General features: G+C 42.1%; 19 protein-coding genes and 1 pseudogene. 8 read left to right on the top strand and 12 right to left on the bottom strand.

The features are described 5' to 3' along the window. The first annotated feature begins 625 nt into the window (after positions 1-625). The gene (locus V7K85_RS30210; protein ID WP_334819417.1) at positions 626-781 is read left to right on the top strand and encodes a hypothetical protein; all 156 of its coding nucleotides are present in this window, start codon (positions 626-628) and stop codon (positions 779-781) included. Between the two features lie 434 nt (positions 782-1,215). On the opposite strand, the gene V7K85_RS30215 is transcribed toward V7K85_RS30210, so the two are convergent. After that, complete coding sequence (locus tag V7K85_RS30215) at positions 1,216-1,947, bottom strand: hypothetical protein (protein ID WP_334819419.1); 732 nt, start codon at positions 1,945-1,947, stop codon at positions 1,216-1,218. A 1,013-nt stretch (positions 1,948-2,960) separates the two neighbouring features. Between V7K85_RS30215 and V7K85_RS30220 the strand changes: the two genes are divergently transcribed. Next, on the top strand, positions 2,961-3,179 hold the full coding sequence (locus V7K85_RS30220) for a hypothetical protein (RefSeq protein WP_334819421.1): 219 nt from the start codon (positions 2,961-2,963) through the stop codon (positions 3,177-3,179). 283 nt (positions 3,180-3,462) lie between these two features. Further along, on the top strand, positions 3,463-4,680 hold the full coding sequence (locus V7K85_RS30225; RefSeq protein WP_334819423.1) for a glutathione S-transferase family protein: 1,218 nt from the start codon (positions 3,463-3,465) through the stop codon (positions 4,678-4,680). A 710-nt stretch (positions 4,681-5,390) separates the two neighbouring features. Here the strand turns inward: V7K85_RS30225 and V7K85_RS30230 are convergent. The 4 genes from V7K85_RS30230 to V7K85_RS30245 all read right to left on the bottom strand — a co-directional run bounded on the left by V7K85_RS30230 (position 5,391) and on the right by V7K85_RS30245 (position 7,275). Beyond that, entirely contained in the window at positions 5,391-5,687 is a 297-nt protein-coding gene (locus tag V7K85_RS30230; protein ID WP_334819425.1) for a hypothetical protein, read from the bottom strand. 287 nt (positions 5,688-5,974) lie between these two features. Continuing rightward, positions 5,975-6,196 (bottom strand): hypothetical protein, encoded by a 222-nt coding sequence (locus V7K85_RS30235; protein ID WP_334819427.1) that lies wholly within the window; start codon positions 6,194-6,196, stop codon positions 5,975-5,977. Positions 6,197-6,363: 167 nt separating this feature from the next. Continuing rightward, positions 6,364-6,687: a hypothetical protein gene (locus tag V7K85_RS30240; protein ID WP_334819429.1), complete on the bottom strand. Its 324-nt coding sequence runs from the start codon at positions 6,685-6,687 to the stop codon at positions 6,364-6,366. A gap of 408 nt (positions 6,688-7,095) precedes the next feature. Next, entirely contained in the window at positions 7,096-7,275 is a 180-nt protein-coding gene (locus V7K85_RS30245) for a chlorophyll a/b-binding protein (protein WP_190892099.1), read from the bottom strand. Positions 7,276-8,049: 774 nt separating this feature from the next. Between V7K85_RS30245 and V7K85_RS30250 the strand changes: the two genes are divergently transcribed. Then, on the top strand, positions 8,050-9,732 hold the full coding sequence (locus V7K85_RS30250; RefSeq protein WP_334819431.1) for a DUF262 domain-containing protein: 1,683 nt from the start codon (positions 8,050-8,052) through the stop codon (positions 9,730-9,732). 160 nt (positions 9,733-9,892) lie between these two features. Here V7K85_RS30250 and V7K85_RS30255 read toward each other — a convergent pair whose 3' ends face one another. The 3 genes from V7K85_RS30255 to aroA form a co-directional block, all read right to left on the bottom strand. After that, complete coding sequence (locus V7K85_RS30255) at positions 9,893-11,482, bottom strand: alkaline phosphatase D family protein (RefSeq protein ID WP_334819433.1); 1,590 nt, start codon at positions 11,480-11,482, stop codon at positions 9,893-9,895. A 228-nt stretch (positions 11,483-11,710) separates the two neighbouring features. Then, positions 11,711-12,262: a PEP-CTERM sorting domain-containing protein gene (locus V7K85_RS30260; protein WP_334819435.1), complete on the bottom strand. Its 552-nt coding sequence runs from the start codon at positions 12,260-12,262 to the stop codon at positions 11,711-11,713. 595 nt (positions 12,263-12,857) lie between these two features. Further along, positions 12,858-14,138 (bottom strand): 3-phosphoshikimate 1-carboxyvinyltransferase, encoded by a 1,281-nt coding sequence (gene aroA, locus V7K85_RS30265; RefSeq protein WP_334819437.1) that lies wholly within the window; start codon positions 14,136-14,138, stop codon positions 12,858-12,860. 235 nt (positions 14,139-14,373) lie between these two features. Here aroA and V7K85_RS30270 point away from each other — a divergent pair. The 3 genes and pseudogenes from V7K85_RS30270 to V7K85_RS30280 all read left to right on the top strand — a co-directional run. Then, a pseudogene (locus V7K85_RS30270) lies at positions 14,374-15,463 on the top strand (adenylate/guanylate cyclase domain-containing protein); the annotation flags it as partial. Between the two features lie 287 nt (positions 15,464-15,750). Continuing rightward, on the top strand, positions 15,751-16,056 hold the full coding sequence (locus V7K85_RS30275; protein ID WP_334819439.1) for a hypothetical protein: 306 nt from the start codon (positions 15,751-15,753) through the stop codon (positions 16,054-16,056). A gap of 699 nt (positions 16,057-16,755) precedes the next feature. Further along, complete coding sequence (locus tag V7K85_RS30280) at positions 16,756-17,205, top strand: orange carotenoid protein N-terminal domain-containing protein (protein WP_334819441.1); 450 nt, start codon at positions 16,756-16,758, stop codon at positions 17,203-17,205. A 434-nt stretch (positions 17,206-17,639) separates the two neighbouring features. On the opposite strand, the gene V7K85_RS30285 is transcribed toward V7K85_RS30280, so the two are convergent. Together V7K85_RS30285 and V7K85_RS30290 are read right to left on the bottom strand one after the other, a co-directional pair. Further along, positions 17,640-19,862, bottom strand: coding sequence for an FdhF/YdeP family oxidoreductase (locus tag V7K85_RS30285; protein WP_334819443.1), 2,223 nt, complete (start codon positions 19,860-19,862; stop codon positions 17,640-17,642). A gap of 592 nt (positions 19,863-20,454) precedes the next feature. Beyond that, the gene (locus V7K85_RS30290) at positions 20,455-21,636 is read right to left on the bottom strand and encodes a serine hydrolase domain-containing protein (RefSeq protein WP_334819445.1); all 1,182 of its coding nucleotides are present in this window, start codon (positions 21,634-21,636) and stop codon (positions 20,455-20,457) included. A gap of 143 nt (positions 21,637-21,779) precedes the next feature. Here V7K85_RS30290 and fdhD point away from each other — a divergent pair, with 143 nt between their 5' ends. Further along, positions 21,780-22,619: a formate dehydrogenase accessory sulfurtransferase FdhD gene (gene fdhD, locus V7K85_RS30295; protein WP_334819447.1), complete on the top strand. Its 840-nt coding sequence runs from the start codon at positions 21,780-21,782 to the stop codon at positions 22,617-22,619. A 334-nt stretch (positions 22,620-22,953) separates the two neighbouring features. On the opposite strand, the gene V7K85_RS30300 is transcribed toward fdhD, so the two are convergent. Then, positions 22,954-23,559 (bottom strand): CDP-alcohol phosphatidyltransferase family protein, encoded by a 606-nt coding sequence (locus V7K85_RS30300; protein WP_334819449.1) that lies wholly within the window; start codon positions 23,557-23,559, stop codon positions 22,954-22,956. 29 nt (positions 23,560-23,588) lie between these two features. Continuing rightward, positions 23,589-25,244, bottom strand: coding sequence for a B12-binding domain-containing radical SAM protein (locus V7K85_RS30305; RefSeq protein ID WP_334819451.1), 1,656 nt, complete (start codon positions 25,242-25,244; stop codon positions 23,589-23,591). Between the last annotated feature and the right edge of the window lie 36 nt (positions 25,245-25,280).

Raw genomic sequence — 25,280 nt, forward strand, 5'->3', positions numbered from 1 at the left:
AGTTGTTCTCCACTGGCAAAAAATAATTCAAAAATCCAGCTATAAGTAAATACATGAGCGGCTAAAAGCTAGAATGACTTTGAGCGATACATGGAATACCCACCTCTAGAAAAAGAGGGCAATCTCACTGATTTTGGGATGAAATCTAGGGTTGTTCTACAAGAAGGTAACTTGCACTGGATATGCTTATCCTGAGAGTTATGTAGGTATTTAGTGCTAATATTCAAGCTGTTATCACATAGCTTTTACACTTCCGTAGTCTTAATAAGTCCTATGGCGTGTTGCCAGGATTCAAGGGTCGCTATATTAGCTGTACTTTCTTCCAGTCAAACTATTAAATACTGTAAATCTATCGAATCACCGTACTTATGGATGTTAAATCAGACTTTCTCACAAACAGTGATCAGAATCAAGAGGTTTTTACAATAAACTTAGCAAGAGCATGAAAGCCCCGGAAGAATTACGGCAGTGCCAGATGGAGAGCGGGGGAATAAATTTTTATGCCCTGGTTGTGGGCGAACCGTCCGTGTGGGTCTAGGTTGAAAAGACCTTGTTTTTTGCTGCTAGCTGTGTGATACTTTCGTTTAATTTAAAAATCACATAAATCTCTGAGAAAAGGTAAAAAATGATGATATTCAAGAGATTTAGAACGTGGGGTTTCTTGATTGGATTAGCACTATTGACGTTTGTATTTGTCGGTTGTGCTTCTGGTAATCAAACTGCTTCACAAGCACTAGAAAAAATAACAATTGCCTACCTGCGATCGCTATTTTACCCCTAGTGATCATTTGGTTTGGGTTAAAGTTAAAGCCAAAAACCTTAACCTACGTAGGTTGGGGAGCCATTGCGCCCTTGCGGTTTCCCGACTTGTCCATTGCGCGTCATTCGTGAGAGGCTAGCACCTGCCGTAGGATGCCCAAAGGGCTGTAGGGAGAAGCAAGTGGCGTTTGAGGGACAAAACCCAACATTTTTTGGACTTTGTTGGGTTTCACTACGTTTAACCCAACCTACAATTATCCTTAACCCAAGCGTATTGTTGCTTAATGCAGTTTTGAAATGAATAAACCTCTCTCCTAAAAGGAAAGAGGCTTTGAATTTCCCCCTTCCCTACTAGGGAAGGGGGTAGGGGGTTAGGTCTTTTCTTGGAGTCTACTCAACTGAAAATCGCTTCATTGGTTGATTTACCGGACATCATATGATTATCCAGACTTGATATTACTTTTCAGATATATAGATTTTCAGTTGAATGCTTTCTCTCAAGCTGCTAAGGTAAGCTAGCAGCGCATAAATAAAAATTACAATTCCGACCATTTCCAAAAACTCTTCAACAATTATGCCAATTAACGTTATTAGGGTGTGTCGCCCAAAATCTACTCTCAAAAGTCCACCCACCATTTCCATACCTAAGCCTCCACCCACATAAACAATTGCGGCAATCAGAAATAAATACCGAGTTTTTTGAGGCAGATGGAGCAAAAATTTTAGATATTTAAATGCAAAAACTCCCACTAAAATAGCACCAGGGATAACCCAGGTTTGGAAAAATACAGGATTGAGATGAAGTGATTGTCGCACTGACGGAATAATCAAAATCTCGTGAAAACTAAATGCTTCATCCAAACTCAAATAGAAAAATATCAAAGATAGAGTTTTCCAGTCAACAAAATGGCGGTCTTTCGTCTTCATCGCGGTAATTACTTTAAGTAATCCCGAACAAAATAATAGAGAGAATGAAGAATACCAAGCAGGAATATTAAATTCTCTATCTAGGCTAAATAGTTCGTAAAACCATTTGCTAGCTGGGAAGGGAAACTCCGAGAGCCAGAAATAGCCACTTAGAACGCCTGCTAAGGTGAGGCAGAGAACTGTGACACTTAAACGTCGAGCAATTATTTTAGCACTGAGATGAATTGGTAACTCCACACTATCGATTGATACTTGCTGCATACGAATATTGAGCTAATTTTCTCTATATCAAACAATTAAGAGGAAATTATCTCATGTAGGCAAATCATATGAGCGAACTGTTACAGAACTTTCACTACGGAAAACCCTAGATTTTGAACGGAATTGCTAACATACTACATTCAGTTCATCTTAATAGTTAAAGATGATGAGTAACACTGAAAAAGTTAGTGAAGCTATTTTAGCTATTCCTTTGGGTATCAATGCTGCATGGCTAATCTTTGGTAGCGCTTTAAGGGACTGACAAATAAAAAAATACTCAACTACTTCTTGTGGGGTGGGCGACACGAGCGCCCGTAGCCAAAGGCGGACTTTTCGGTCTACCCCACAAGATTAGATAATTTATTTGTTGTCAGTCCCTAATTGGATGATCTGCTTCACTCTTGGGCTACACTCGATCAAATTCCAAGTATTGTAGATTTTTAGCAGCTATTAGCTTGACTTTAAACACTTATTAGTTTATTATTTATTTTTTTACTGAAGCTTTGTATCCTCTCTCTGACTGGAATTTATAGAGATTTTTCTGATTTTGCCGGCTTAAACAAGTCAAAAAATAGATACAGCAGATTGCAACTTAGTGAGGTACAGATTATTGTAGGGGCACAACATTGTTGTCCCCCTACCTGTGTACCTCATTTACCTGAAAAACGCTGTATATTAAATCTTGCTTTCAAACTATTTTCATGTGATAATCACAATTAACTACAGTAAGTCTACAAAATTACCGTATTTTAAAGTTAGAGTTCGACAATTAAGCTTTTTATCTGTTTAAAACCTATAAACATGGTAATAAACATACCAGTCTATAGCTTGAGGGCTGCTATATCTAAAAAGTTCGCAAATTTGCTTTGTAGCACATATCTTTATCGACATCTGTGCATATTTTAGATTGAAGTTCTAAAGGTTGACGGATAAATTTTTGTTTCGTGCCAATCTTTTTCTATATCTTCATTCCACCATCAGAATTACTATCCTCAAAAGTTAGAAATTTGTCTATGAAGTTCCAGCTATTTTCTCTCATCCCAGGTTGGGGTTGGTTAAAAGAGCAAGAGTATGTAGGGCAAAACCAGAAAGGTTTATGCCGAAGTCTTTCAGCAATGTTTGCACTGGGTGCTTTTTTAGGTTTGGCGATCGCCGCTCCCAATAAAAAAGCAGCGATCGCAAGTGCTGCCAGTTTCTCAACAAGCGATCGCTTCCCAGCAAGATGTAGCTAACACATTTTATCGTGCAGGCGTCATCCCAACGAAAGTTAACGTGAAACCTTTATAGTATGGAAGCTTTACGAATGCGATTAATAAATGGAAATAGTCAATCAAGGGTTTGACTAACAATCTAAAAGCTTCTAAATTAAACGTGCCTGTAATGGGAAAAATGTTGCTATTTTAACAGTAGTTGTAAATTAGGGAGGTACATAACCTAAGTTTGAAAGTTAGATATCAAGGCTATTTTACTCTAGACTCTTTACGGGAAAAAAGTTAACTTAAACTAAGGTGAGATATGTCAATTCAAGACACAGTATCTAATTGGGAACAACTATTAGAAATTGCCCAAAAAAATACCCCTGCTCGACGGGTGCGTAGACCAGGACAGTCCCCTTCTACCGCTCCCATCCCTAGCAGTCTCCATAAACTGCCGCCAGATACAGAACCGCCAGTACTGCTCTACCGTGATACTAACTCTTGGTGTCCATTTTGCGAACGGGTTTGGTTTGCTCTCGAAGAAAAAGAAATTCCCTTTGCAACAGAGTTTATCGACTTGAATAACAAGCCTAAATGGTATACCGATTTAGTTCCCACAACCCTTGTCCCTGCTGCGAAAATTGAGGGAAAGTTAGTCTATGAGTCCAAAGACATTCTCTTAGAATTAGAAGAACGATTTGGGCCTACCTTGCTCCCTGAAGACCCAGAGGAAAACGCCATTGCTAGGCAGTGGCTTGACGATGCTGAAACCAATGGTGTGAGAGATATCGCCTACAAATTTCTAAGACAAGCCCCTGAAGATCCTAATGAATTAGTAAACTTAAAGACAGCTTTTGAGGCAAAATTAGACGAACTGGAGCAACTTCTCCAAAAGTATCCTGGCCCCTACTTTTTATCAACATTTAGTGTGGTAGACATTACCTATAGCCCCCATTTAGACCGCTTGGCAGCTAACTTACCCGTTTATCGGGGATATCAACTCAAGGGAAATCCCCGGTATCCTCGCATCAACGCTTGGTTTGAAGCACTCAAACAGCGTCCCGCTTATCACCGCGTCAAATCGGATGATACCACCAACAATTTACTCCTGCGTCGGCGATGGGGCGTGACACCAATCGGCAATCCCTTGCCCCCAGACCCAGGAGCTAGCCAGGAAATTCAATTTCGGGCAGAAGCGGCTGAAAGGTTGACTGATAATCGAGAAGTTGCTTTAGGAGACATCCTAAAAAACTCTGGGGTGCAAGCATTGGCGGTCAATGGTGACACAACAGCCGTTAAAGAAGCGGTTAATTTTCACCTCAGATTGCTGGCTGACTATCTGATTAATGGCAATGGTGCAGCATTACCGTGGGGGCACGTGGGCGGTAAAGACAATGCCGATCCGATTGTGTCTGCGGTTGGAGCCATCACACTCGCCTATGTGAGAAATCGCATCTGTGCGCCACGGGACATGAGCGCTGGTGCAGCAACTGCATTCCGCGCAGCAGCAGATAAGGTGTTGGCAGCTCTCTATTAGCGATCGCTCGTGACAGGTTAAGATTCTATTTCGCATGGTGGTAGTCTAGACAATTTTTAGCTACCACCTCTTTTTTTAAGAGGATGTCTGATTCGGAAGAAAACTCTTACAACACAAATCGAGCAGATTTTTCTATGTTTCAGGACAAATGCATCTAAATTTGGCTGGATGAGTCTTGACATGTCAAGCTAAACTAATTCCCCTTGTGACTCCTCCAAAACAGGGTGGGTTTCATACAAGCAGAGAAAAAACTAAAACTGGGTTTCAAAGCCTCTTGACCTTTCGGGGAGAGGAATGGAAGCGGGGTAAAAAGCCATGTCACAAAACGAGAATCAAGACTTATATATTTTTCTTTCTTTGTATGAAACCACCCTGCTTGTTGACTCCTCCAAAATACCATTTGAGTGCGGGACATCAAAATAGCTTCTCTATATTTGGGTAAAGCAGGAGAAAGTAAAAAGCTGAAAGCTATATATATAGCAACGGACAGGAAGCTTAGGACAAAAATCAATTCACAATGTACGCTTGTTGAAAGCATCTACCGCCAACTTGTCCTAACGGCTTTGTCCACTGCTATAACAGGCATTTATAGCCTTAATTCCCATTTGAGTGCTGATCTTGGCTCAATGACATTTGAGCAAATTTATGCCAAGAAAAAAAAGGAGAGTAGCAATACTCTCCTAAGGTAATATGAGCGAGAATTTCTTTTCTTAGCGATGAAAGTGAGCTTGACGTTCACGCAATTCACGAGCATGTCGTTCACGGGCTTGACGTTCACGCCATTCATAAGCGCGTCGTTCACGAGCTTGACGTTCACGCAATTCACGAGCGCGTTGTTCACGGATTTGATGTTCGCGTTGGACTCGACTGTTATTAAAAGCTACACTATTGCGATTCAAATGATCATGCTCCGATTTAAATTCAGCAGCATTAGCATTTTGAGAAAGAGCAGTAATTGAAGCAGCTGCTAATAAGCTTCCAAGAAGAATAGATTTAAAGCGATTCATATATCCTTTATCTGCCTTGCATTAGTTGATTTGTGTACTCTCAATATAATCGGAATGATCAGGTACACGCCTGTGATAAAAGTCATGTTTAAATGGTTACTTTTGTCACTAATACTAGGATTTATATTTAATTTTTGAAATCGAATAACGGTCGAAAGCTTACCTGAGATGGGTTCTACCCTCAGTATGCCTAGTAAAACTCAAGTTGAATTCTTATATTTAGAGGTGATTATTTAAAACCATCGCCAAGTGATGCGGGGATAGATTTTCAATCCCTAATAGGGATTTTAGGTAATTGTAATCGCTTGCTTCTGAAAGGCTTGTCTTATTTGGTTTTCAAGGTTTGGTTGCGCGAATGCAGAAATCCTAACACGAGGAGTTGTGATTTGGCTAGAGGCAAATGGCTGAAAAGTAGTCCACATAAGGTGCGCGGATGGTTTAGAAATGCGTAGGCGTAGCCCGCCGCAGGCATCGCTCTCAAGTTCTTGCAGATAAGGCAATTCAGCCATTTTTCTAGTCACCCCTTCCCCAACACCTACCTATCCGCGCATTCAGCAAAAAAACTAATTATGATTGGAAAGCTGCTTACTTATAGATATCTTATTCAATTAGGTTAGCTGACTTCAGGGCGATGCCTGGGTACACCTACGCAATACCAGCACCACCATGACCAACCTTATTTGTCAACGTCTTCAAAGTCTGTTATCGCACAAGCAAACTCCCTAAAAGCTGTTTTAATCAAAACCTCTTTCGTTGCCCTTTCCAGCGAAGAATTGCGTATAAGGTCTGTTAATTCTATGAACAGCAGAGAAAACATAAAACGATCTTGGCGGTCAACTTGTTTCAAGCAAGACGATATAAACTGATAAAGTTCTGTTTTTCTAGGTTTAGTTTGTTCTTCCCATATTTGTAACCCAAGCCTGAAGGTTCTCAAGCGGATTTCATTAGTATTGAAGGACGCGTCTTTGTAGCGGACTGATACGCGTTGGGGTAATTCCATGAGTTTTAGCTATACATATTCGATGTAAAGTAATTATTCACTTATATTTTGGCTCAACCGGAAAAATCTGATATTTAGCTTGAAAATAGAAAATATAGCCGTTATTGCTTGCGTCAAATACAAGTGTTCGTAGGGGCACAGCATTGCTGTGCCCTTACCGTTTATCGTGGTGTACTACATTCAAACAAGAAGTGCTATAGGTAACAGGGGATAGGGAAAGAGATTTTCAATCTGATATCTCCGTTGAATTGCCCATAATAAGAGAACGTCACCCCGTCTTATAGCTAAAGCTACAGGCTTGCCTTCCCTACTAGGGAAGAGGCTGAAGGAGAGGTCATGTAGGAATCACAAGTAATTCGCCTGACATGAGATGAGTTGTCAAGTAAAGGCGAAAAAGCCTACATCAATTTAGAGGATGCCCCAGAAATGGAGTAAGCCTTGACCAGAAAAAGCTTCAATCAAAATTGCAGATAGAAAACCAATCATTGCAAGACGACCATTCCAATTTTCACTCTGAGGAGTGAAGCCAAAACGCACAGCATTAGGATCTTCTGAAACAATAGGCGCAGGATTCTTAAAACCTGACATGAGTAAAACTCCAAAGTTCAAGTGTTGTAGCAGTTGTAACTGTCTGTAAAGTAATGTAACAGATGTTTAAAAAAATGCAACCTTGAGTGAATAAAGAAAAGCTGAAGAAAAGCTACACAGTCCAGGGAGAATTCAACAGATTGCAGCGTTAGCAAGTTGGGAGAGGGGCACGCTGAGCGTAGCTTGCTTGAGAGCAGGGGTAAGAGCGTCAGAGTCTTCTACCATACATACTCGTTGATGGGGCCGCTCTGGGACTAGGGGAGTATTCCTAAATTTGGGAGGGGTTAGGGACTGTTTTCAAACTCGAAGATTCCCCCTAACCCCCCTTAAAAAGGGGGAAAACAAACTTTAAGAGCAAGCCTTTAGAATTACCAAAATAAAGCCAGGACTTACGCAAAAAGGTAGTGAAAGCCTCGATTTCCTGTAGGGGCAATTCATGTAGACGCGTACTCATACTGAGAAGCAAGCTACACGGAGCGTCTCGTAGAGAAGCGGCTATTGCCCCTATATTTCGTACTTGATGCGTAAGTCCTAAAAGCAAAAAAACCGTAGGTTCGCTCATTGTATGTAATAGGCTTATGCAGGGTGATCTAGCAGCGATTCTCTAAAGGAGAGGCTACGCCAACGCGGGACTCCATATCCTCTATGCAGCAGATTATCTGTGAGGTAACTTGAGTTAATTTAGTCTTGTGGCGATCGCAGTAATGAGTGAGTTAAACTGCGTTTGATTAGGGAATTTGCATCAGATTATACTCAGGTAGTACTTGAAATTTTATGCCAGTAGCCATTCACGCCACAGAGAAAGCACTATTCAAGGTTTTTAGTAACGACTTCGCCTTTTCCATACCGGCTTATCAGCGTCCTTATGCATGGACAAAAAACCAAGCGAGTGAGTTGTTAACTGATTTGTTGTCTTTTCTAGGAGACGGCTCAGAAGCCATAGCTGATGCCAACCCTTATTTTTTGGGAAGTATAGTCCTGATTAAAGGTGAGAAACGTGAGGCTGATGTAGTAGATGGTCAGCAACGTCTGACGACTCTGACAATTCTTTTATCTGTTCTACGAAGTTTGGTAAATGCAAATAGCGCATCAAAAATTACAGAATTTATTTATCAAAAAGGTAATGACTTTGTAGATGTACCCGACGATCATTATCGCCTCAAAGTACGAGAAAGAGATGAAGATTTTTTCCGTTGCTATATCCAAAATGATAAAGGATTAGATGAACTCTTGAAGCTTGATAGTTCACGATTGACAGATAGCCAAAAAAATATTCAGGGAAATGCAAACTATTTTCTTAAAGAACTAATTCAACTCTCTGAGCAGCACCGAGAGCGCTTTGTTCGTTATTTAATGACACGCTGTTTTTTAGTAGTTGTTTCCACGCCTGATCTTGACTCGGCTTATCGCATATTTTCTATTCTAAATGCCCGTGGTCTAGACCTCTCGCTCAGTGATTTTCTTAAATCAGAGGTTATTGGAGCAATTCCTCAATCTCAACAGGAAAAATATACAAGAATCTGGGAAACTGAAGAAGAAGATTTAGGTCGAGAGACATTTCAAGAACTATTTGCCCATATCCGCATGATTGACCGTAAGGCAAAACTGAGTGAGACAGCCCTTAATGAGTTTCGCAAACATATACTGCCCAAGAAAGAGCCAGAAAAATTTATTAATGAGGTACTAAAGCCTTATTCTGATGCTTTAGAGATTATCAAAACAGCAAATTACCAAAGTGATAAAGATGCAAAAATTGTTAATTCTTTGCTTCGATGGTTGAATCAAATAGACAACGTTGATTGGATTCCACCAGCAATTCTCTATTTTTCTAAGAATAGCCACGCTCCTGAGAAATTAAAGCGTTTTTTTACTGACCTGGAAAGATTAGCAGCAGGTTTAATGATTTTACGGGCAGATATCAATGATCGTATACGACGGTATGCAAAACTTATTACAGCTATTGAAGGAGATATTGATCTCTATGCATTTGAGTCACCCTTACAGCTAACTCCTGAAGAAATCAATCGAATCATTAAAACGCTTGATGGAGATTTATATTTAATCCAGCGAATTAGACAATATGTTCTTCTGCGCCTTGACTCTGCACTTTCCGAAGGGGAAGCGACTTATGACTATCCAGTTATTACGGTTGAGCATGTTCTTCCTCAAAATCCCAGTGAAGGGAGTATATGGCTTGAATGGTTCCCGAATGATAAGGAGCGTATTCAGTATGTGCATCGTATAGGTAATTTGACGTTGCTCTCTCGAAAGAAGAATGCTGAGGCGCAAAACTACGATTTTGATAAAAAGAAAAAGAAATATTTTGTTAGCAATACAAGTATCGTGCCTTTTGTTCTGACAACCAAAGTTTTACAACAATCTGAATGGACTCCAGCAGTTATTGAGCAGCGACAAGAAGATTCTTTGCAAAGCCTAAGAAAAATATGGCGGCTGTAAGTGCGATCGCTAATTTTGTTGATTGGGTTGACGCTAGGAAGCATCGACTTGCAAAAGTCAATTTTCTGAAAATGAAAACACAGATGGACAGAGATAAATCATTAGTATTTATCTGTATCCATCTGTGATTATCTGGTTTCAATACCTGGGAATTAAACGATTAGACTTGTTGTATTCCGGGACGACCATCTTCAACCACAAATGAAGCCCGCTTACTAATCGTGCCAAATGGAGTCGTGACGTTTGATAAAACTAGATAGTCTGTCTTGCAGCTTGTGGGAGTCAGCGCACAGCGAACATACCCCCGTTGACCATTGAAGAACTTAATGTGTGGGTTATCGGGTAAGTAAGCTTGAACATTTGGGGTGGTATCTGCGCCATCTCCACCGGAGGTTATTGAAGTACAGACGAATTCACTCCCGACTGTAGTAGATTCTGGGTTATTAAAGTCAGCCTTTAAATTCATTGCCCAGTTGGAATGGATATCGCCTGATAAGACTACTGGATTAGATGGTTTGCGCTGTTCTAAGAAACGCATGAGGCGATCGCGGGAAGCCACATAACCATCCCACTTATCCATGCTGTAGGTTCCGCCTTTCCCTGGTTTCATGTCTATCTGAGCAACTACAACTTGCTGGGCCAAAACGTTCCACTTAGCCTGTGAGCTATTTAGACCATCATATAGCCAATCTTCCTGACGCTTGCCAGTAATCGTTGCATTCGGATCTAAATTTTCTGGGCAACGTTCTTTAGTACCATCACCGCAGGGCTGATCGGTGCGATATTGGCGGGTATCTAGGACATGGAAGGTGGCTAAATTACCAAAGGAAAGCCGACGGAAAAGTTGCATATCGGGGCCAACCGGACGCGAGAAGGGGCGCAGTGGCATATGTTCGTAGTAAGCCTGATAGGCAGCAGCCCGCCGTTGGAGGAAGATTGCCCGATTCTGGTCTGGTTCAGTATCAATTTCTGAGATGTCGTTGGCGTAGTTGTTTTCCACTTCGTGGTCATCCCAGGTAACAATCCAGGGAAACGCTGCATGAGCTGCTTGCAGATTGGAATCGGTTTTATAGAGGGCGTGACGGTTGCGGTAATCTTCCAAAGTCAGAATTTCTGCACTGTTGTGCTGTCTGGGGCGATTGTTTGAGATTCCTCCTTCATAAATGTAGTCTCCAACATGCACTACCAAGTTGAGGTCGTCCTGGGCAATATATTTGTAGGCAGTATAGTACCCCTGCTCATAGTGCTGACAGGAGACAAGGGCAAAGTTTAATTTATTTAAGTAGCCACCTGCTAAAGGTGCTGTACGAGTGCGACCAATGGGGCTAGCTTCTTGGCCGACAAGAAACCGATACCAGTACCAAGTATCAGATTGCAGTCCTTCTACCACAACTCGAACTGAGTGAGCTAGTTGTGGAGTTGCAAGTACTGTACCTTTGGAGACAATACGCTTCATATCGGGATCAGTTGCCATTTCCCAGCGAATTGGCACATTAGCAGGTGGCATTCCACCTCCGTTTAAGGGTTCGGGAGCTAGACGAGTCCAGATCACTACGCTGCTAGAATAGGGATCACCGGATGCTACACCCAGAGTGAAAGGATAATTGGAAAATCTGCTTCTAGCGCTCGCTCTTTGATCATAAAATTGGTTAGCGATCGCCAAACCAGACAATCCTCCTGCCCCGATAATTAAGTTGCGTCGTTTGATTCGACTGTGTAGGAACTGCTCAAAATTCCGGTAATCTACCATTTTCTACTCCTGACTAACAGGTAAGTTAAAACGCAGCAACAGCTAACACGAAGAAGGCAGGGTGGTCTTAGGCAAACTTGGTAACTAACTCCCTTCCTAAAATCAGGTTTTAATCCCTAATTTTTTTCTTCTGGCATCAATGTATTAGATGTTGTTTTGCCAGATAAAAGCTTATTAGTAAGAGATTAATCCTTGGCAAAGAAAGCGTTAATATCAACTTAACCAAGGTTAAAATATAACCTTTTTCATTGATGTTACTTTTTTCTTCATCATCCAGCCCAAAGTACAAGCAAAGAGAGCACCAACTAAAGGCGTAGGTTCAGGAACTTGTGTATACAAAACTCTACCTGATATGAGTTTTGCATCTGGAGAAGTTCTAGAAAAAATTGTCAAATCCTCACCAATAATTTCGTAACTTATAGAACTGGAAGGATTAGATTTATCATTGAACAGATAGTCTAATCCTAAAGATGTTTTTCCTGTTAAGGATGTGGTTGGAAAGACAAGAGGAAAATTTGGGTATTTAATATCATCTTTTTCAGTGTAAACGTTAGAGTCACCGTCAAATTGGAAAGAGAGCGACTTAATGGTAGCTACAGGCTTATCTTCATTACTGAAAGTTGAGTCATCAAAGCTAAAAAAGCCATTTCCCTTAGTTACGGGACTATCAACTGTGAAAGCGTAATTAATAATTGCAGCAGATGCAGATTTTGCCTCTACAGTAGCAAAAACTAAAGTCAAAGTAGCAGCAGTAAGCACTAATTGTGAAACCAATTTCATCTCAGTTTTCCTCACATAAACTTTTGTAAGTAATGCACACTGCAAGGTATAGAAATAGTTTCTTTCTAACTTGCTTATTTCCAAAATGGGTATTCATCACTGTTTTAATAAGTGATAAAAATCAATGATTTTTCCATTCTTAAGAAAAATCAATAATTCTCCAATTATTTGGAGTCAACCTATTTTAGAATCATCAGTTTAAGCAGACTTTAATTAGAGGTAAAATAAAATAGAATTTAAATTTCCCAATGAAAGACTTAGTGGATAACTAAGATATTTCTGTTAAAAGTTTTGGAGTGATTGTTACACATACAGTTTCAGGAGTTTCAACCCTATTCTTGAAGGTTAGTAGCGCTGCTTTTAAAGGTAAAAATAGTTGGTGCGTTAGCCTACGGCATAAGAGGATGTTTTAAAAGTGTTTGGCTGTGATTTTAGGCACTTATTGATCCCCCCTAACCCCCCTTATAAAGGAGGGAACCGGAATCAAAGTCCCCCTTAAAAACGGGGATTTAGGAGGATTTAGAACGTTTTGATACCGATAATAGGACTTTTAAAACATCCTCTAACACACCCTACGAGAATACTAGTCAATCTCTTATTGTTCTAACATTTGGAAGAATCGGGTAAAATAATCTGGAAAAGTCTTCGCTGTACAGCCAGGATCTTTAATTACAATTCCTGGAACCTTCAAGCCAGTGACAGCAAAAGCCATCGCCATTCGATGATCGTGATAGGTTTCAATCGCCGCTGGGGTAATCGGGCCAGGCTCAATTTTCAGTCTATCTGCAAATTCTTCAACCTCAACTCCTAGCCGACGCAACTCTGTAACCACAGCTCGAATTCGATCGGTTTCTTTATATCGAATATGTTCCACATTGCGGATGGTAACAGGTGAACTGGCAAAAGGCGCGATCGCTCCTAATGTTTGCACCAAATCTGATATATCATTCATATCAATGTCGATGCCTTGCAATTGCTTTGGCCCTGTCACCTCAGTGTAATCATCGGAGTGATTAATTTGGCAACCCATCTGTTCTAAAACATCCAGCCACAGAATATCACCCTGACAGGATTGTTTAGTCAAATGTTTGACGCGCACCCGTCCACCCGTGACGGCGGCAGCGGCAAAAAAGTAAGAAGCATTTGACGCATCCGGTTCTACTGTATAATGTCGAGCTTGGTAACGCTGACCTGCTTTAATCTGAAATTGATTCTCGCCGATTTGAATCACCTCTACGCCAAAATCTGCCATTAGGCTACAGGTCATTTTGACGTAAGACTGAGAAACCAGTGTACCCTCAACCTCAATGCTCGTATCTTGTTGAGCATAAGGCGCAATCATCAGCAACGCCGAAAGTTGCTGACTTGTTTGGTTGGCTTTCAAGCGAAAATTCCCGCCAGCGAATCCCTGGCTATACACGGTGTAGGGCATAAACCCGGAGTTTCCCTCAAAGTTAACGGTTGCTCCACCCGTTTGCAGCACCGTCAGCATGTCACCCATTGGTCGTTCTCGCATCCGAGGAACGCCATCTAGGCGATATTCGCCGTTACCCAATGCCACCAGCGCCGAGATAAAACGTGCTGCTGTGCCTGCCAAACCCACAAATAAATCTGCTTGTTTAGCAGGAATGTCCCCTCCTCTTCCCGCGACTTGGATTTGTGCCAGATGAGGATTCAAAGTAATGGGAATGCCCAATTGCTCTACGCATTTGGCAAAATACTCGCTGTCTTCACTAAATAAGGCATTTTCTAAAATGGAGTCACCTTGCGCCAAAGCAGCGACAAGCAACGCCCGATTGGTAAGACTTTTAGAACCGGGAATTTCTACCGTGGCATCCACTGGCCGATTTAGAGCAGGAATTGCAATGGTATCCACGTTAAACCTCTACGTAGGCGGTCAGCTACAACTTTATATATTGCCATATTGTGACCAAAAGGGGCAGGGGGGCAGGGGGAGAAGGATTATTGATTATTGACCGATGCTCCATGCCCAATAGTTCGTAATTGAGTGGAAAATCTGATTTTGCTTTTGGGAATACTTAATTTATTCACCTGACTAATCTAGAACCCAGGCATTATCAATATGAAATGGAGTAAAGCATCTCTATATTTTGTTGGCATTCGCAGGTTCTGCGATCGCACTCACTCAGTATATTGCCCAAAGTGCTACCGAGATGCGAAAAACCCTCGGTCGCTATCTGACTGATGAAGTTGTCGCCAATATCCTGGAAACTCCTTCTGGGTTAAAGCTGGGGGGAGAACGCAGAAAAGTTACGGTTCTCGTGTCTGATTTAAGAAGATTCTCAGCTATTTCCGAACAATTACCACCTGAGGAAGTAGTAAAGATTTTGAATCTTTATCTGAGAGCAATCAAGGATGTGATTAACCAGTAGAAAGGCACAATTAATGAGTTTATGGCTTATGGCATTTTTGTGATATTTGGTGTGCCAATTAGTCGCAAAGATGATTCTCCACGAGCGATCGCCTGTGCTGTTGCCATGCAATTGGCAATGCTGCAAGTCAACAAACTTTCATCAGCAAATGAATTTCCTAATCCTCGAAATGGGAATTTGAATTAATACAGGCGAGGCGGTAGCGGCAAATGTTGGTTCTCAAAAACGCGCTCAATATACAGTTATTGGCAGTCATGTTAATTTGGCTGCCCGAATTGAGTCTTATACAGTGGGAGGACAGATTTGAATTTCCGAAAATACCTGGAAAGATGCCAATATTGACCTCCAAATTGCTGGACAACTAGAAATAGAACCGTATTGAATGAAACACCCTGTGACAATTTGTGAAATTCGTGGCATTAGTGGTCAATATAATTTATTCTTGCCTCAAGATGATGAAAAAATCGTCATTCTCAATCAAGAAGTACCTGTGGAAGATAGTATTTTGCAGGGAAAACATGTCGTGGGAACAGTATTTTTATGAGCATTGATTAGCCTCTCATAAAAAGGGGCGCAATTGCGATTGTCACACTATTTAGACCTCTTGAGTAATCTCAAACTCAAGTTATTAATTGAAACAGGACTGGCTACAGAAGAAGAACATATCTATGCCAAAGTGATCCAACAATCTAATGTTGACGAGCATGTTTTTCTACTTCGGTTTACAGCTGTTCTCCCAAAAGCGATGTCTGACGACAAGCCGCTAGGCGTCTACGCAATTCTTAATGCACTCTGTCAGCCTGGGTGAGATTAGGGTATCAATATTGAAATTGTAACGAAGGGAGGTACATGTAAATACGGTCAACCGAAAAAGTAGGTAATCTAGCTTTTTTTAAAACAGTAACAATTGTTGCTGATACAAGCAGGCGATCGCGGTAAGATTTTGGACTTAAGCCTGATTTAACTCCAACAACTCATAACTCTGACCGAATCATTAATAATTCGTAATTTCTGCTATATAGCAACTCACTTGAGTTATGGAGATAAAAATTTGATTTCTTCTAAAACTGAGATTAAATTACATCCCAAAGAAAGATGACGAACGTAAACAAATTTCAAAGACTAGTAGAACTTGCAAATGATTATGGAATTATTTGCCAGCCAACACCAGAAGAATGCTTGATTGCATCCTTGCCTGGAGACGATGATTTCTTATTAGCTTTTACTTGGTCTGGTACAATTGAGGGAGAGCCGCCAGAGCATGAATTAATCGCAATTAGTGTACAGGATATAGTCAAAGAAGTTACCGTTGCAGCTTGGCAGATTCCTTTTTATTTATTCGGAAACGTTTTAAGGCAGGCTCAGATGCTTGTCGCTGCCCACAAAGATTTTGTTAGCTAGCAGACAAGCCTTAGCTAAAAATTACTATCCCTGTCCACTGTGGCAGGGATTTTTATTTGAACTACTGCGCCCAAGGCAAGAGTTGCTGACACCGAGTGTCAGCTTTAAAGCTAAACAGGCTCTCCAAAATATTGGGAAGGTTGAGGCTGAAAGGTTGTTTGAAAAGTGTTTCGCTGTGACTTTAGGCACTTCTAGATCCCCCCTAACCCACGCCAGTCGCTCATGGGGGAAACCCCCAAGACCGCGCTGGCTCCCCTTTTGAAGGGGGGAACCGGAATCAAAGTCCCCCTTTTGAAGGGGGATTTAGAGGGATCTAAAACGTTTTGCTACCGACAAGAGGACTTTTCAAACAGCCTCTGATACTCAAGTCCTTGACCAGCAAGACAATTACTAGAGTAGAACTTTTGTTTATTTGGAGAGAAGCGGATAATGTCTCGATATAATCAAAACCTTTACAGTCACAAACGTTACTTAAAGTTTTAACTTTTATCTTTGCTTTCCCATACATCGAAGCAGGCATTTTTGTAAGTAGCAACTTAAATTATCTATCTCTGTCTTATGTAGTGAGTCCAACTCTTACCCTAAGTAGAGTTATCCATCTCTATTTGTTTGTTAAGTTATATGAAGCTACTGAAAGCAAATTTTCTTATTTCAGTAACTGAAGAAATCAGAATACCCTTAACTTAATTGGAGTTTTTTATGACTTACACAGCTGATGAAGCAACAAAACCGGCTTTAGAAAGTTTTAAACACTTTGATGTAGATACTCAGCTAGGCTTACTTTGGTTCGGTTACCTCGATCTTAAAGAGCAGCTACAGCCGGCACCCCCTGAAAGGATAGAAGTTCCTGCTAAAGCGGTGTTTGACCAATTCCTGGACTGGTCTCATGAAGAGCAACTGCAAGCACAACGCGACATTATTAATGGTGCAGCTAATAATATTAGCCAAGCCTATAATGCTCTAAGTGCCAATTCCAGATTAGACGTTTGGTTGCTGCTGGCACAAGGAATGGAGAATGGAACCATCATTCCAGTGCCGTCTGACTATCAACCACCTGCTGAAACGGACGAATTTGTTGCATTGATCAAAAATATACAGTTTGAGGAGCGGATTAATTTCATGCTGACTGTGGTGCAAGAAATGGGTTAGTCAAATCCAAGAACTCTCAATAGCTTTCTAGAATTGGGGATAACTGAAAGTAGCAAATTAAGCTAGACCTGGCTATTTTTGCTTTACTTTAATAGTTGTTAACTTAGAACTACCGCAGAGATGCTCATCTTTGTGGTAGTCTTCATGCAAGTTAATATGGCTAAACTATAGCGCTTTTCGTTTGTATGCAATACATTCTGACCTTTCTCCAAACCTCTCTCCTAAAAGGAGAGAGGTTTGGAATCTTACTCCCCTTCCCTTGTAGGGAAGGGGCTGTTCTTGTTAGGTCTGTATTCCATGCAATTGAGAACCGCTATATAATTAAGCGTGCCTCTGTTTTTCTTTGATAAGATAGAATCCACTTTATCAATAACTAGGTTTTGTTTAGTGGATATGCTGTTGGGAGTGTTAAAACGGAGAAAATGACACTTGATTTAGATTTTTTCCAAGCGCACGATCGCATTATAATCAGGCACACCTTCAAGCGATCGCTTACTTTTATCTAGTAGCACATTTCCTTCTGGCCAATGTACTTGCAAGTTTCCTGACTGAATTGGCGCAATATAGACTTGACAGAACAACTCGCCTAACTCATTCTTAAGAATGACGCGATCGCTATCTCTTAAACCCAACTGTGTCGCATCAGTAGCATTCATTAGCACCGCCTCTCGCATTGCCCCAGTAATTGCATCTTTGCGTTCCTGCACCATACTATTAAATTGTTTGCCTCGGCGCGTTGCTACTAGGAAATAACCTTCTGGTAATTCTCTTTGGCGTGGCAATAATACCCCAAAGTGTGCCTTACCATCCGCTGTCGGGAAATTCCAACCAAAGCACAAATGTGACCCGCCATACTGAAACTGGTCACCAGCCTGCTGTAAATGTTGAATACCGGCATATAGTGGGACGACTTGAGCAATTTCTTGACGGATAGCAGCTGTGTCAGCAAAAGCCAGCTTATCTGCTAAATCTGGTTGCACGCGCCTTGCCAATTCTAAAAACACTTCCCACTCTGGACGCGTTTCCCCAATGCGCGGCCCCGGAATTTCTGGACTGAAAATTACCCGGCGTTCGGTGTTAGTTTCTGTGACTCCTCCTGGGATTTCGTAGCGAGTCGTCGCAGGTAAAAGCACCACAGTATCAGCAGGTTCCACCAACATTTGGCTGGAGAGAACAATATCCATATGTACCCGCAACGGTATTTGTTTGAGCGCCGCTTCCACATAATCCGGTTCTGGCAGCACTTCTAGGAAATTTCCTCCCACAGAGAACAACACATCTAATTGCCCCTGATGTGCGGCGTTAATCATTTCTGGAGCAATTAAACCTTTACTTGCTAGCACTTCAAAGCCCCAATGTTGACTCAACTGGGCAGCATTTTCTGCGGTGATAGGTTTACCACCAGGAAATACTGTCGCGTAACATCCCATCTCTGCACCACCCTGTACCCCAGAGTGACCGCGAATTGGCATTAAACCGCAGCCTTCCCGACCGACAAAACCTTTGGTGAGAGCTAAGTTGATGATACTTCGCACATTATCTTCACCGCATTCATGCTGGGTAATGCCCATACTCCAAACAAATACGGCTTTATTCGCTTCTTTGACCATTTTGGCAAAGGCGTACATTTCCTCGCGGGATGTGCCAGAAAGCCGCTCTAATTCTTCCCAAGATTGGCTTTCTAACGATGCCTTGAGTTCGGCAAAGCCATCTGTGTACAAATCAATAAATGACTGGTCTACCCAGTTGTTAGCAATTATATGTTTAATTGTGCCATTTAAAAATGCGATATCCCCGCCCATGTTGATTAAGAAGAAGTCTTCGGCAAACTTTGTACCGAAAAGGGCACTTTCCACAATTGAGGGCACCCAGTAGCGCTCCATTCCTGGCTCACGGTAAGTGTTAATGACTACAATTTTTGTGCCAGCTTTCTTGGCGTTATGGAGATATTTGACGGTAACAGGCTGATTATTGGCAACGTTGGAGCCAATGAAGACTAATAAATCAGTACCAATCCAGTCTTTATAAGAACAGGTGGTAGCCCCGGCACCCAGAGCAGCTTTCAGTCCCGCCGTGCTAGGAGAATGGCAAATGCGGGCAGCGTTATCAACATTATTGCTTCCCATTGCCCGCACAGCTTTTTGGGTGGCATAATAAGTTTCGTTGACAGTACCGCGACTGGTAATATAGAAACTGAGGCGCTCTGGTGTAGTAGCGCGGATGCGATCGCTAATTACCCCTAAAGCTTCATCCCAGTTTACACGGCGAAAGCCTTTTTCACCTCGTTGACGGATCATCGGGTAAGGAAGCCGTCCCAAGTCTCGTAATTGGGCACTTTTTTGCTTTTGTAACTGCGAGACATCCTCCAATAGTACAGGGTCAAAAGCTGGCATAGTATTCATCCGCAACAGCCGCAACCGAACATTGCACAGATGGATACCATCTAAAGTCCAATCTTTCATCCCGGTTGTTCCGAGAGCGCAACCATCACAAACACCTTTATCAAGAATATTCCACGCATAGGGTAGTTTGTCACGAGACAGCCAGATTGCCCGAAAGACCTCCCAATAGTTATTGGGGTACTGTTCGCCAATGCCAAAAGGCTTCCAACTTGCCCAGTGCTGAGGTGTCCAATATTTCTTGGGTTTCGGCAACATGATGCGCCCCTGTGGAGTGAGAAAAGTGATTCTTCTAGGCTACCGTTTTAAGTAGCATTTAAGTAGCAGAATTTTAAAAGTCTGGCATTCGGCGCTGACTATTTCTGGATGGCAGTAGTGGGTTAGCACCGTCTCAACAGTAAGCTGTTACCTATGCATGGTAAATGTATACCATGATTTAATTTGTACAGTGCGTAAGTCCTAGTTAAATACGGCCTCGTTTAGACCAATTCACCAGTGAAGAACCTTTAGAAATTGGCCTTGTTCTTCTCCAGAAGACGGTAGCTGTAACTATGCAGACACCAAGGGCAGATTTTGAACTAGCTGCTGGTTTCCTTTAGAGTCAAGAAGTCATTAGCCGTAGGAAAGATATCCGACGCATCAGTTACTGTGTGCATGACTCAGTTAATGGTGAGTAGTCCTACAACATCGTAAATGTATAACTGTGGAAGGAAATCTAATTCCTCCATTTGAAGAAATCGCTGAACAAGAACGACAACGCGCTGAACGCCTAGCAGCCAAATTGCCAGAACTGAACATTGTCCGAAAAAATTTATAATGCCAGCTTTACAAGCATAATTACAAATTACGATCATTTATTCTCGACAACCTCTAGACCTGTCCTAGCTATTGATTTAATATCAACATTCTGATCGTTTAGCAGCACTATTATAGTGGTATTTTGATTGGGGAGATATGCCAGCAATGTTATGAAGCCATAGGCTGTACCACTATGCCCAATTGCTTTTGCCAAAGGAGATGAGAACCGTTCTACACCCAACCCATAACTATAGCCTTCGCCATTATCTTTAAATTTCAGCATTTCTTTGATCATCTTGGAGGAAAGTAAGGTTTTTTTGGCAAATAACGCTTTGGCGAACTTGGCTAAATCCTCTGCTGTTGAAACCAATCCACCATCTCCCAAACCATTGCCATCATTGACTTCGGCGTAGCTATCTAGCTTACCATCGTGATTGCGATCGCCATAACCTGTAGCTACTTCCCCAATTGTCGGTTCGCGCAATTCCGTGAAGGTATGTTTTAATCCTAATGGTTTTAAAATCTGACTGCGGATTGCTTGTGCCAGAGTTCCCCTAGTTATATTTTCCACAATCAGTTCTAAAAGAATGTAGTTGCAATCAGTATAAATAAATTTTTCTCCGGGATTTGCACGCGGTTGTTCTTGGTACATATACCGAATAGCTTCTCTGGCTGTCCAAGGCTGTGAGCGACTTCTTTTCGCAGTAGCTTGAATAAACTCTTTTGTTTCTAGGTATTCAGCAACACCACTGGTGTGGTTGAGCAGTTGACGAACTGTAATTTTATCGCTGTTGACAATATGAGGACTGATGTCTCTTGGGAGATAGGTAGCGATCGGCCGATCTAATTCTATCTTCCCTTGTTCCACTAACTTCAGCACAACCACCGCCACAAAAGTTTTACTCATACTGGCAATAGAAAAGCCATCTGTGGGTTTCATCCTGGTTTTAGTTGACAAATTACTGACACCAGATGCTCCCAGCCAAGAACCTTTAGGTGTAGTAATATACATTACTGCACCAGGTATTTTCTGTTCTACAATTATCTCATTTAAAAGCTTCTGTAGTTGAGAACTTTTTCCTACGGTGGAGGTAGACATGACTTGTTTAGCAAGAGATTTTCCAATTAGGCTCTGACTAATGTTATTACCCACTAAGTATCCTGCAAAACCAAGGGAAATCACAAAGACTATTGCAAATAAAATTTTGCGGAAAGCCAAAAATTTTAGGTTCATTTTACTTCCTAAACAGAAACCTAGCCGATCTAGCTCAATCGCACAAACTAGTTAGTGAGCATCAACCTGACATCTGATATACAAATAGCATTACTCTGTTTCCAGATTAGTATCAAAATTTCAATTCACCAAGGATCACAAATATGAGGACGCTAATTAAAAGCAAAACCAAAGCCACTGTCTGGGTGGTAGAAAAAGGTCAAATACGGCCTCGTTTAGACCAACTCACCACAGAGGAACCTTTAGAAATTCGCCTTGTTCCTCTCCAGAAGACGGTAGCTGTAACTATGCGGACACCAGGGGCAGATTTTGAACTAGCTGCTGGTTTTCTTTACAGTGAAGGAGTCGTTAGCCGCAGGGAAGATATCCGACGCATCAGCTACTGCGTAGATGAATTAGTAGATGGTGAGCAACGCCATAACATCGTAAATGTAGAACTCCGCGATGGGTTGATTCCAGACTTACAGCCTTTGGAGCGTCATTTCTACACTAGTAGCGCCTGTGGAGTGTGTGGTAAAGCTAGCCTTGAGGCTTTGCGTCTGCGAGGATGTCCAGTGATTCCTTCTGGCCCAACGGTAACACCTGAGATCATCTACAGCCTACCTGATAAGCTCCGGGCTGCTCAAGGTATCTTCACTGCTACAGGGGGTTTGCACGCTGCGGCTACCTTCAATGCTCAAGGACAACTGTTAAACCTGCGGGAGGATGTTGGGCGACACAATGCTTTAGATAAATTGATTGGTACAGCTTTGCTCAGTGACGAGTTGCCTTTAAATAATTGTATTGTCCTGGTCAGCGGACGCTCTAGTTTTGAGATTTTGCAAAAGTCTACAACTGCTGGAGTTCCAATTGTCTGTTCTGTTTCTGCTCCTAGTAGTTTGGCGGTGTCTGTCGCCAAGGAATTCGGGATTACCTTAATTGGATTCCTGCGCGGAGAACGGTTCAATGTTTACACTGGTTTGCAAAGAATAAACGGGGCTTAAGCAATACCTTTGCCAAGTTATCGCTCTTCCATCACTCTAATACCAATTCTGTATGAAGATGCGCCAAACTACATGAGGAACGTAGACGCGGAGCGGCTTGCCGCAGGCTACCGCAAAGCAAGCATTCGCGTAGCGTCTCGTAGAGAAGGACACAAAGAAAGAAATAAGAAGCCAAGAAAATTTGGCGCAGCCTCACAAAGAAATGGTATAAGCAGAGGAAAATAAGAAATCCTCAGAATAATAAGGTGTCTGGAATAGCGCCTCGCAGTGGAGCAAGTGGCATGGGTTGGGGGGATCGAGTCTTATCCGAACCGTATTGCAATGCTCCGTTATCCTAGTTTGATTCAGACTGCGGGAGTGCCCAAAATTGCCAAATTACCCATACAGCAAAGGTTGGGGCCCCAATTGTAGCTGCCATTAGTAACGGCTCTAGTCCATCCAGTAAGGTAACTATCGGAAACAAATACAGCACGTCTTCAATGTCAAACCCAGCGAAATTTGGTTGACGGCTGGCGTCTTTACCTAAACGCTGTTCCATTTGGTTTCGCAAATGAAAGATGCAAGCAACAGACACGCCAGATAATATCCCCATAAGCAACGCCCACCAACCAAATTTTCCCTCCCTAAGACCATATCCAATACATACAAACAAAAGAATGTGGATGATGGCGTCACTAGCGAGGTCATACTGATGTCCCCATTTGCTGCTTTTCCCACTCAAACGAGCTAATTCACCGTCCGTGTGATCTAAAAAGTTGGATAAAGCAAATAGCCATGCCCCAATGTTAGCCGAGATAGCATCGCCAACCGCAATCGCTACAGCAGCCGCCAACCCTGTCATAAGTCGCACTGTGGTGAGATGATTGGGGTTCACCCAACTGTCTTTTAGAGGTCGAACTAGCCAGTAAGCAAGTTGAGCATCCCAAGGCTTTGTGGTCATAGATGAACTTGAATTTGATAAAGCAACAGTTAGCTACGAACTTTGGTAAGGATTTTTTGAGAATAGAAGGAAGCCGATTCTTCGTTTTTGGCGCAATCTTGAGCAAACTTAATCAAATGGTGTCCGACAAGTCCAACGTGAATCAAGTTTTCAATATTACCTGCTTTCAATGCTGGCTTGGCCATTTTCCAGAAAGTCTGACGATAGTTACTAAATACGCCTATTCGCAACAAAATATTGCTTAAATAAGTTAAACCTTTGCGGATATTAGCTCCAGAAGCGCGAGCTGGGCTGTTGGGTACTTCGATGCGGTTTGGATAGGTGTGTTCCATGTTGTAGGCGAACCGCTGATATAAAAATTCCGGCTCATAAGCAGTTGTGATGCAGCGCCGCCACATCTCAATAACTTGCTCGTAGGGCATCAAAAATTCCACATTTGATTCGCGGCTTTCATCATAGACAAGTCGTCCTTCTGCTTCTAACCTCCGCCATAAAGGAGTTCTAGGTAGCGCATGAAGTAGGTTAATTGTCAACATCGGAATTTGGGATGCCCGAATAAATTCGATAATTCGGTCTGCTGTTTCTGGTGTATCTGTATCTAACCCAATGATGATTCCTGATACTACTTCCATGCCATAGCTATTTAAAATCTGAATCGCTTTTAAAATCGGTATACTCAGATTTTGGTCTTTGGAAATAGCATGGAGAGCCTGTGGTTCCGGTGTTTCAATCCCACAAAAGATTGTGCAGAAATAGGCTTCGCGCATCATCTCCAGCAGTTTTGGACTTTGAGCTAGGTTGAGCGTTGCTTCACAGGCAAACTGGATGGGGTAGCCATTGCGCTTTTGCCAGTCAATCAGATGAGGAATTAACTTCATGGCGGCGCGGCGATCGCCAACAAAGTTATCATCAACAAAATACACTGCTCCCAGATTGCCCGATCGCCGCATTGCATCTAACTCCGCGACTACTTGCTCTGGTGTTTTCATCCGGGGGCTATTGCCATAGAGTTCTGGAATATCACAAAACTCGCAGCGATAAGGGCAACCACTGGAAAACTGGACATTTGCCAGGAAATAATCATTGATATTCAGCAAATGATAAGCTGGAGTGGGAAACTCTGTTAGGGGCAAACGTTCCTTGCTTTCAAAGCGAATTTGCGCTTGAGGACGTTCCAGATTTTGGTCGAGATATTCGATCATGCGATCGCTTCCATCTCCCAATTCACCCAAATTTAAAATGTCAAATTCCGGATAATATTCTGGGCAACCAGATACCGAGGGGCCACCCACAACTGTAATTTTGCCGGCTCGATGAGCAAGTTCATTAATTTGATTAATCTGTGGTTTTTGGATATGCATTCCACTCACAATCACCACATCAGCCCATTGGTAATCAGCCCTAGTTGCTGATTTGACATTCTCATCAATAAACCGCACTTCCCATTTTTTAGGTAAGTAGGCAGCCACAATTAAAATACCTTGGGGTGGCATAAAAGCCCGGACATTACCCATGAGTGGGTAGGCGTGATGAAAAGTACCAAAGGAACGGCTGTACTTGGGAAAGATACAGAGGATGCGTCGATGGTGCGAAGGAACGTAGCGGGTTCCTTGAGTGACAGCAGCGGTTTTTGAATCGGCCGCTACATGAATTTGTTTATCCAAAGACTTCATATTCACAGTCATCGCAAATTTCACCCCGGAAAACTGAGCAGCTAACTT

This window comes from Nostoc sp. (genome assembly GCF_036917615.1).
Taxonomy (GTDB): domain Bacteria; phylum Cyanobacteriota; class Cyanobacteriia; order Cyanobacteriales; family Nostocaceae; genus Nostoc.

Bases quoted from the DNA above. Each gene is read 5' to 3' on its own strand.
- V7K85_RS30210 (WP_334819417.1), top strand. From the start codon at position 626: ATGATGATATTCAAGAGATTTAGAACGTGGGGTTTCTTGATTGGATTA.
- V7K85_RS30215 (WP_334819419.1), bottom strand. From the start codon at position 1,947: ATGCAGCAAGTATCAATCGATAGTGTGGAGTTACCAATTCATCTCAGT.
- V7K85_RS30220 (WP_334819421.1), top strand. From the start codon at position 2,961: ATGAAGTTCCAGCTATTTTCTCTCATCCCAGGTTGGGGTTGGTTAAAA.
- V7K85_RS30225 (WP_334819423.1), top strand. From the start codon at position 3,463: ATGTCAATTCAAGACACAGTATCTAATTGGGAACAACTATTAGAAATT.
- V7K85_RS30230 (WP_334819425.1), bottom strand. From the start codon at position 5,687: ATGAATCGCTTTAAATCTATTCTTCTTGGAAGCTTATTAGCAGCTGCT.
- V7K85_RS30235 (WP_334819427.1), bottom strand. From the start codon at position 6,196: ATGGCTGAATTGCCTTATCTGCAAGAACTTGAGAGCGATGCCTGCGGC.
- V7K85_RS30240 (WP_334819429.1), bottom strand. From the start codon at position 6,687: ATGGAATTACCCCAACGCGTATCAGTCCGCTACAAAGACGCGTCCTTC.
- V7K85_RS30245 (WP_190892099.1), bottom strand. From the start codon at position 7,275: ATGTCAGGTTTTAAGAATCCTGCGCCTATTGTTTCAGAAGATCCTAAT.
- V7K85_RS30250 (WP_334819431.1), top strand. From the start codon at position 8,050: ATGCCAGTAGCCATTCACGCCACAGAGAAAGCACTATTCAAGGTTTTT.
- V7K85_RS30255 (WP_334819433.1), bottom strand. From the start codon at position 11,482: ATGGTAGATTACCGGAATTTTGAGCAGTTCCTACACAGTCGAATCAAA.
- V7K85_RS30260 (WP_334819435.1), bottom strand. From the start codon at position 12,262: ATGAAATTGGTTTCACAATTAGTGCTTACTGCTGCTACTTTGACTTTA.
- V7K85_RS30275 (WP_334819439.1), top strand. From the start codon at position 15,751: ATGACGAACGTAAACAAATTTCAAAGACTAGTAGAACTTGCAAATGAT.
- V7K85_RS30280 (WP_334819441.1), top strand. From the start codon at position 16,756: ATGACTTACACAGCTGATGAAGCAACAAAACCGGCTTTAGAAAGTTTT.
- V7K85_RS30285 (WP_334819443.1), bottom strand. From the start codon at position 19,862: ATGTTGCCGAAACCCAAGAAATATTGGACACCTCAGCACTGGGCAAGT.
- V7K85_RS30290 (WP_334819445.1), bottom strand. From the start codon at position 21,636: ATGAACCTAAAATTTTTGGCTTTCCGCAAAATTTTATTTGCAATAGTC.
- fdhD (WP_334819447.1), top strand. From the start codon at position 21,780: ATGAGGACGCTAATTAAAAGCAAAACCAAAGCCACTGTCTGGGTGGTA.
- V7K85_RS30300 (WP_334819449.1), bottom strand. From the start codon at position 23,559: ATGACCACAAAGCCTTGGGATGCTCAACTTGCTTACTGGCTAGTTCGA.
- V7K85_RS30305 (WP_334819451.1), bottom strand. From the start codon at position 25,244: ATGACTGTGAATATGAAGTCTTTGGATAAACAAATTCATGTAGCGGCC.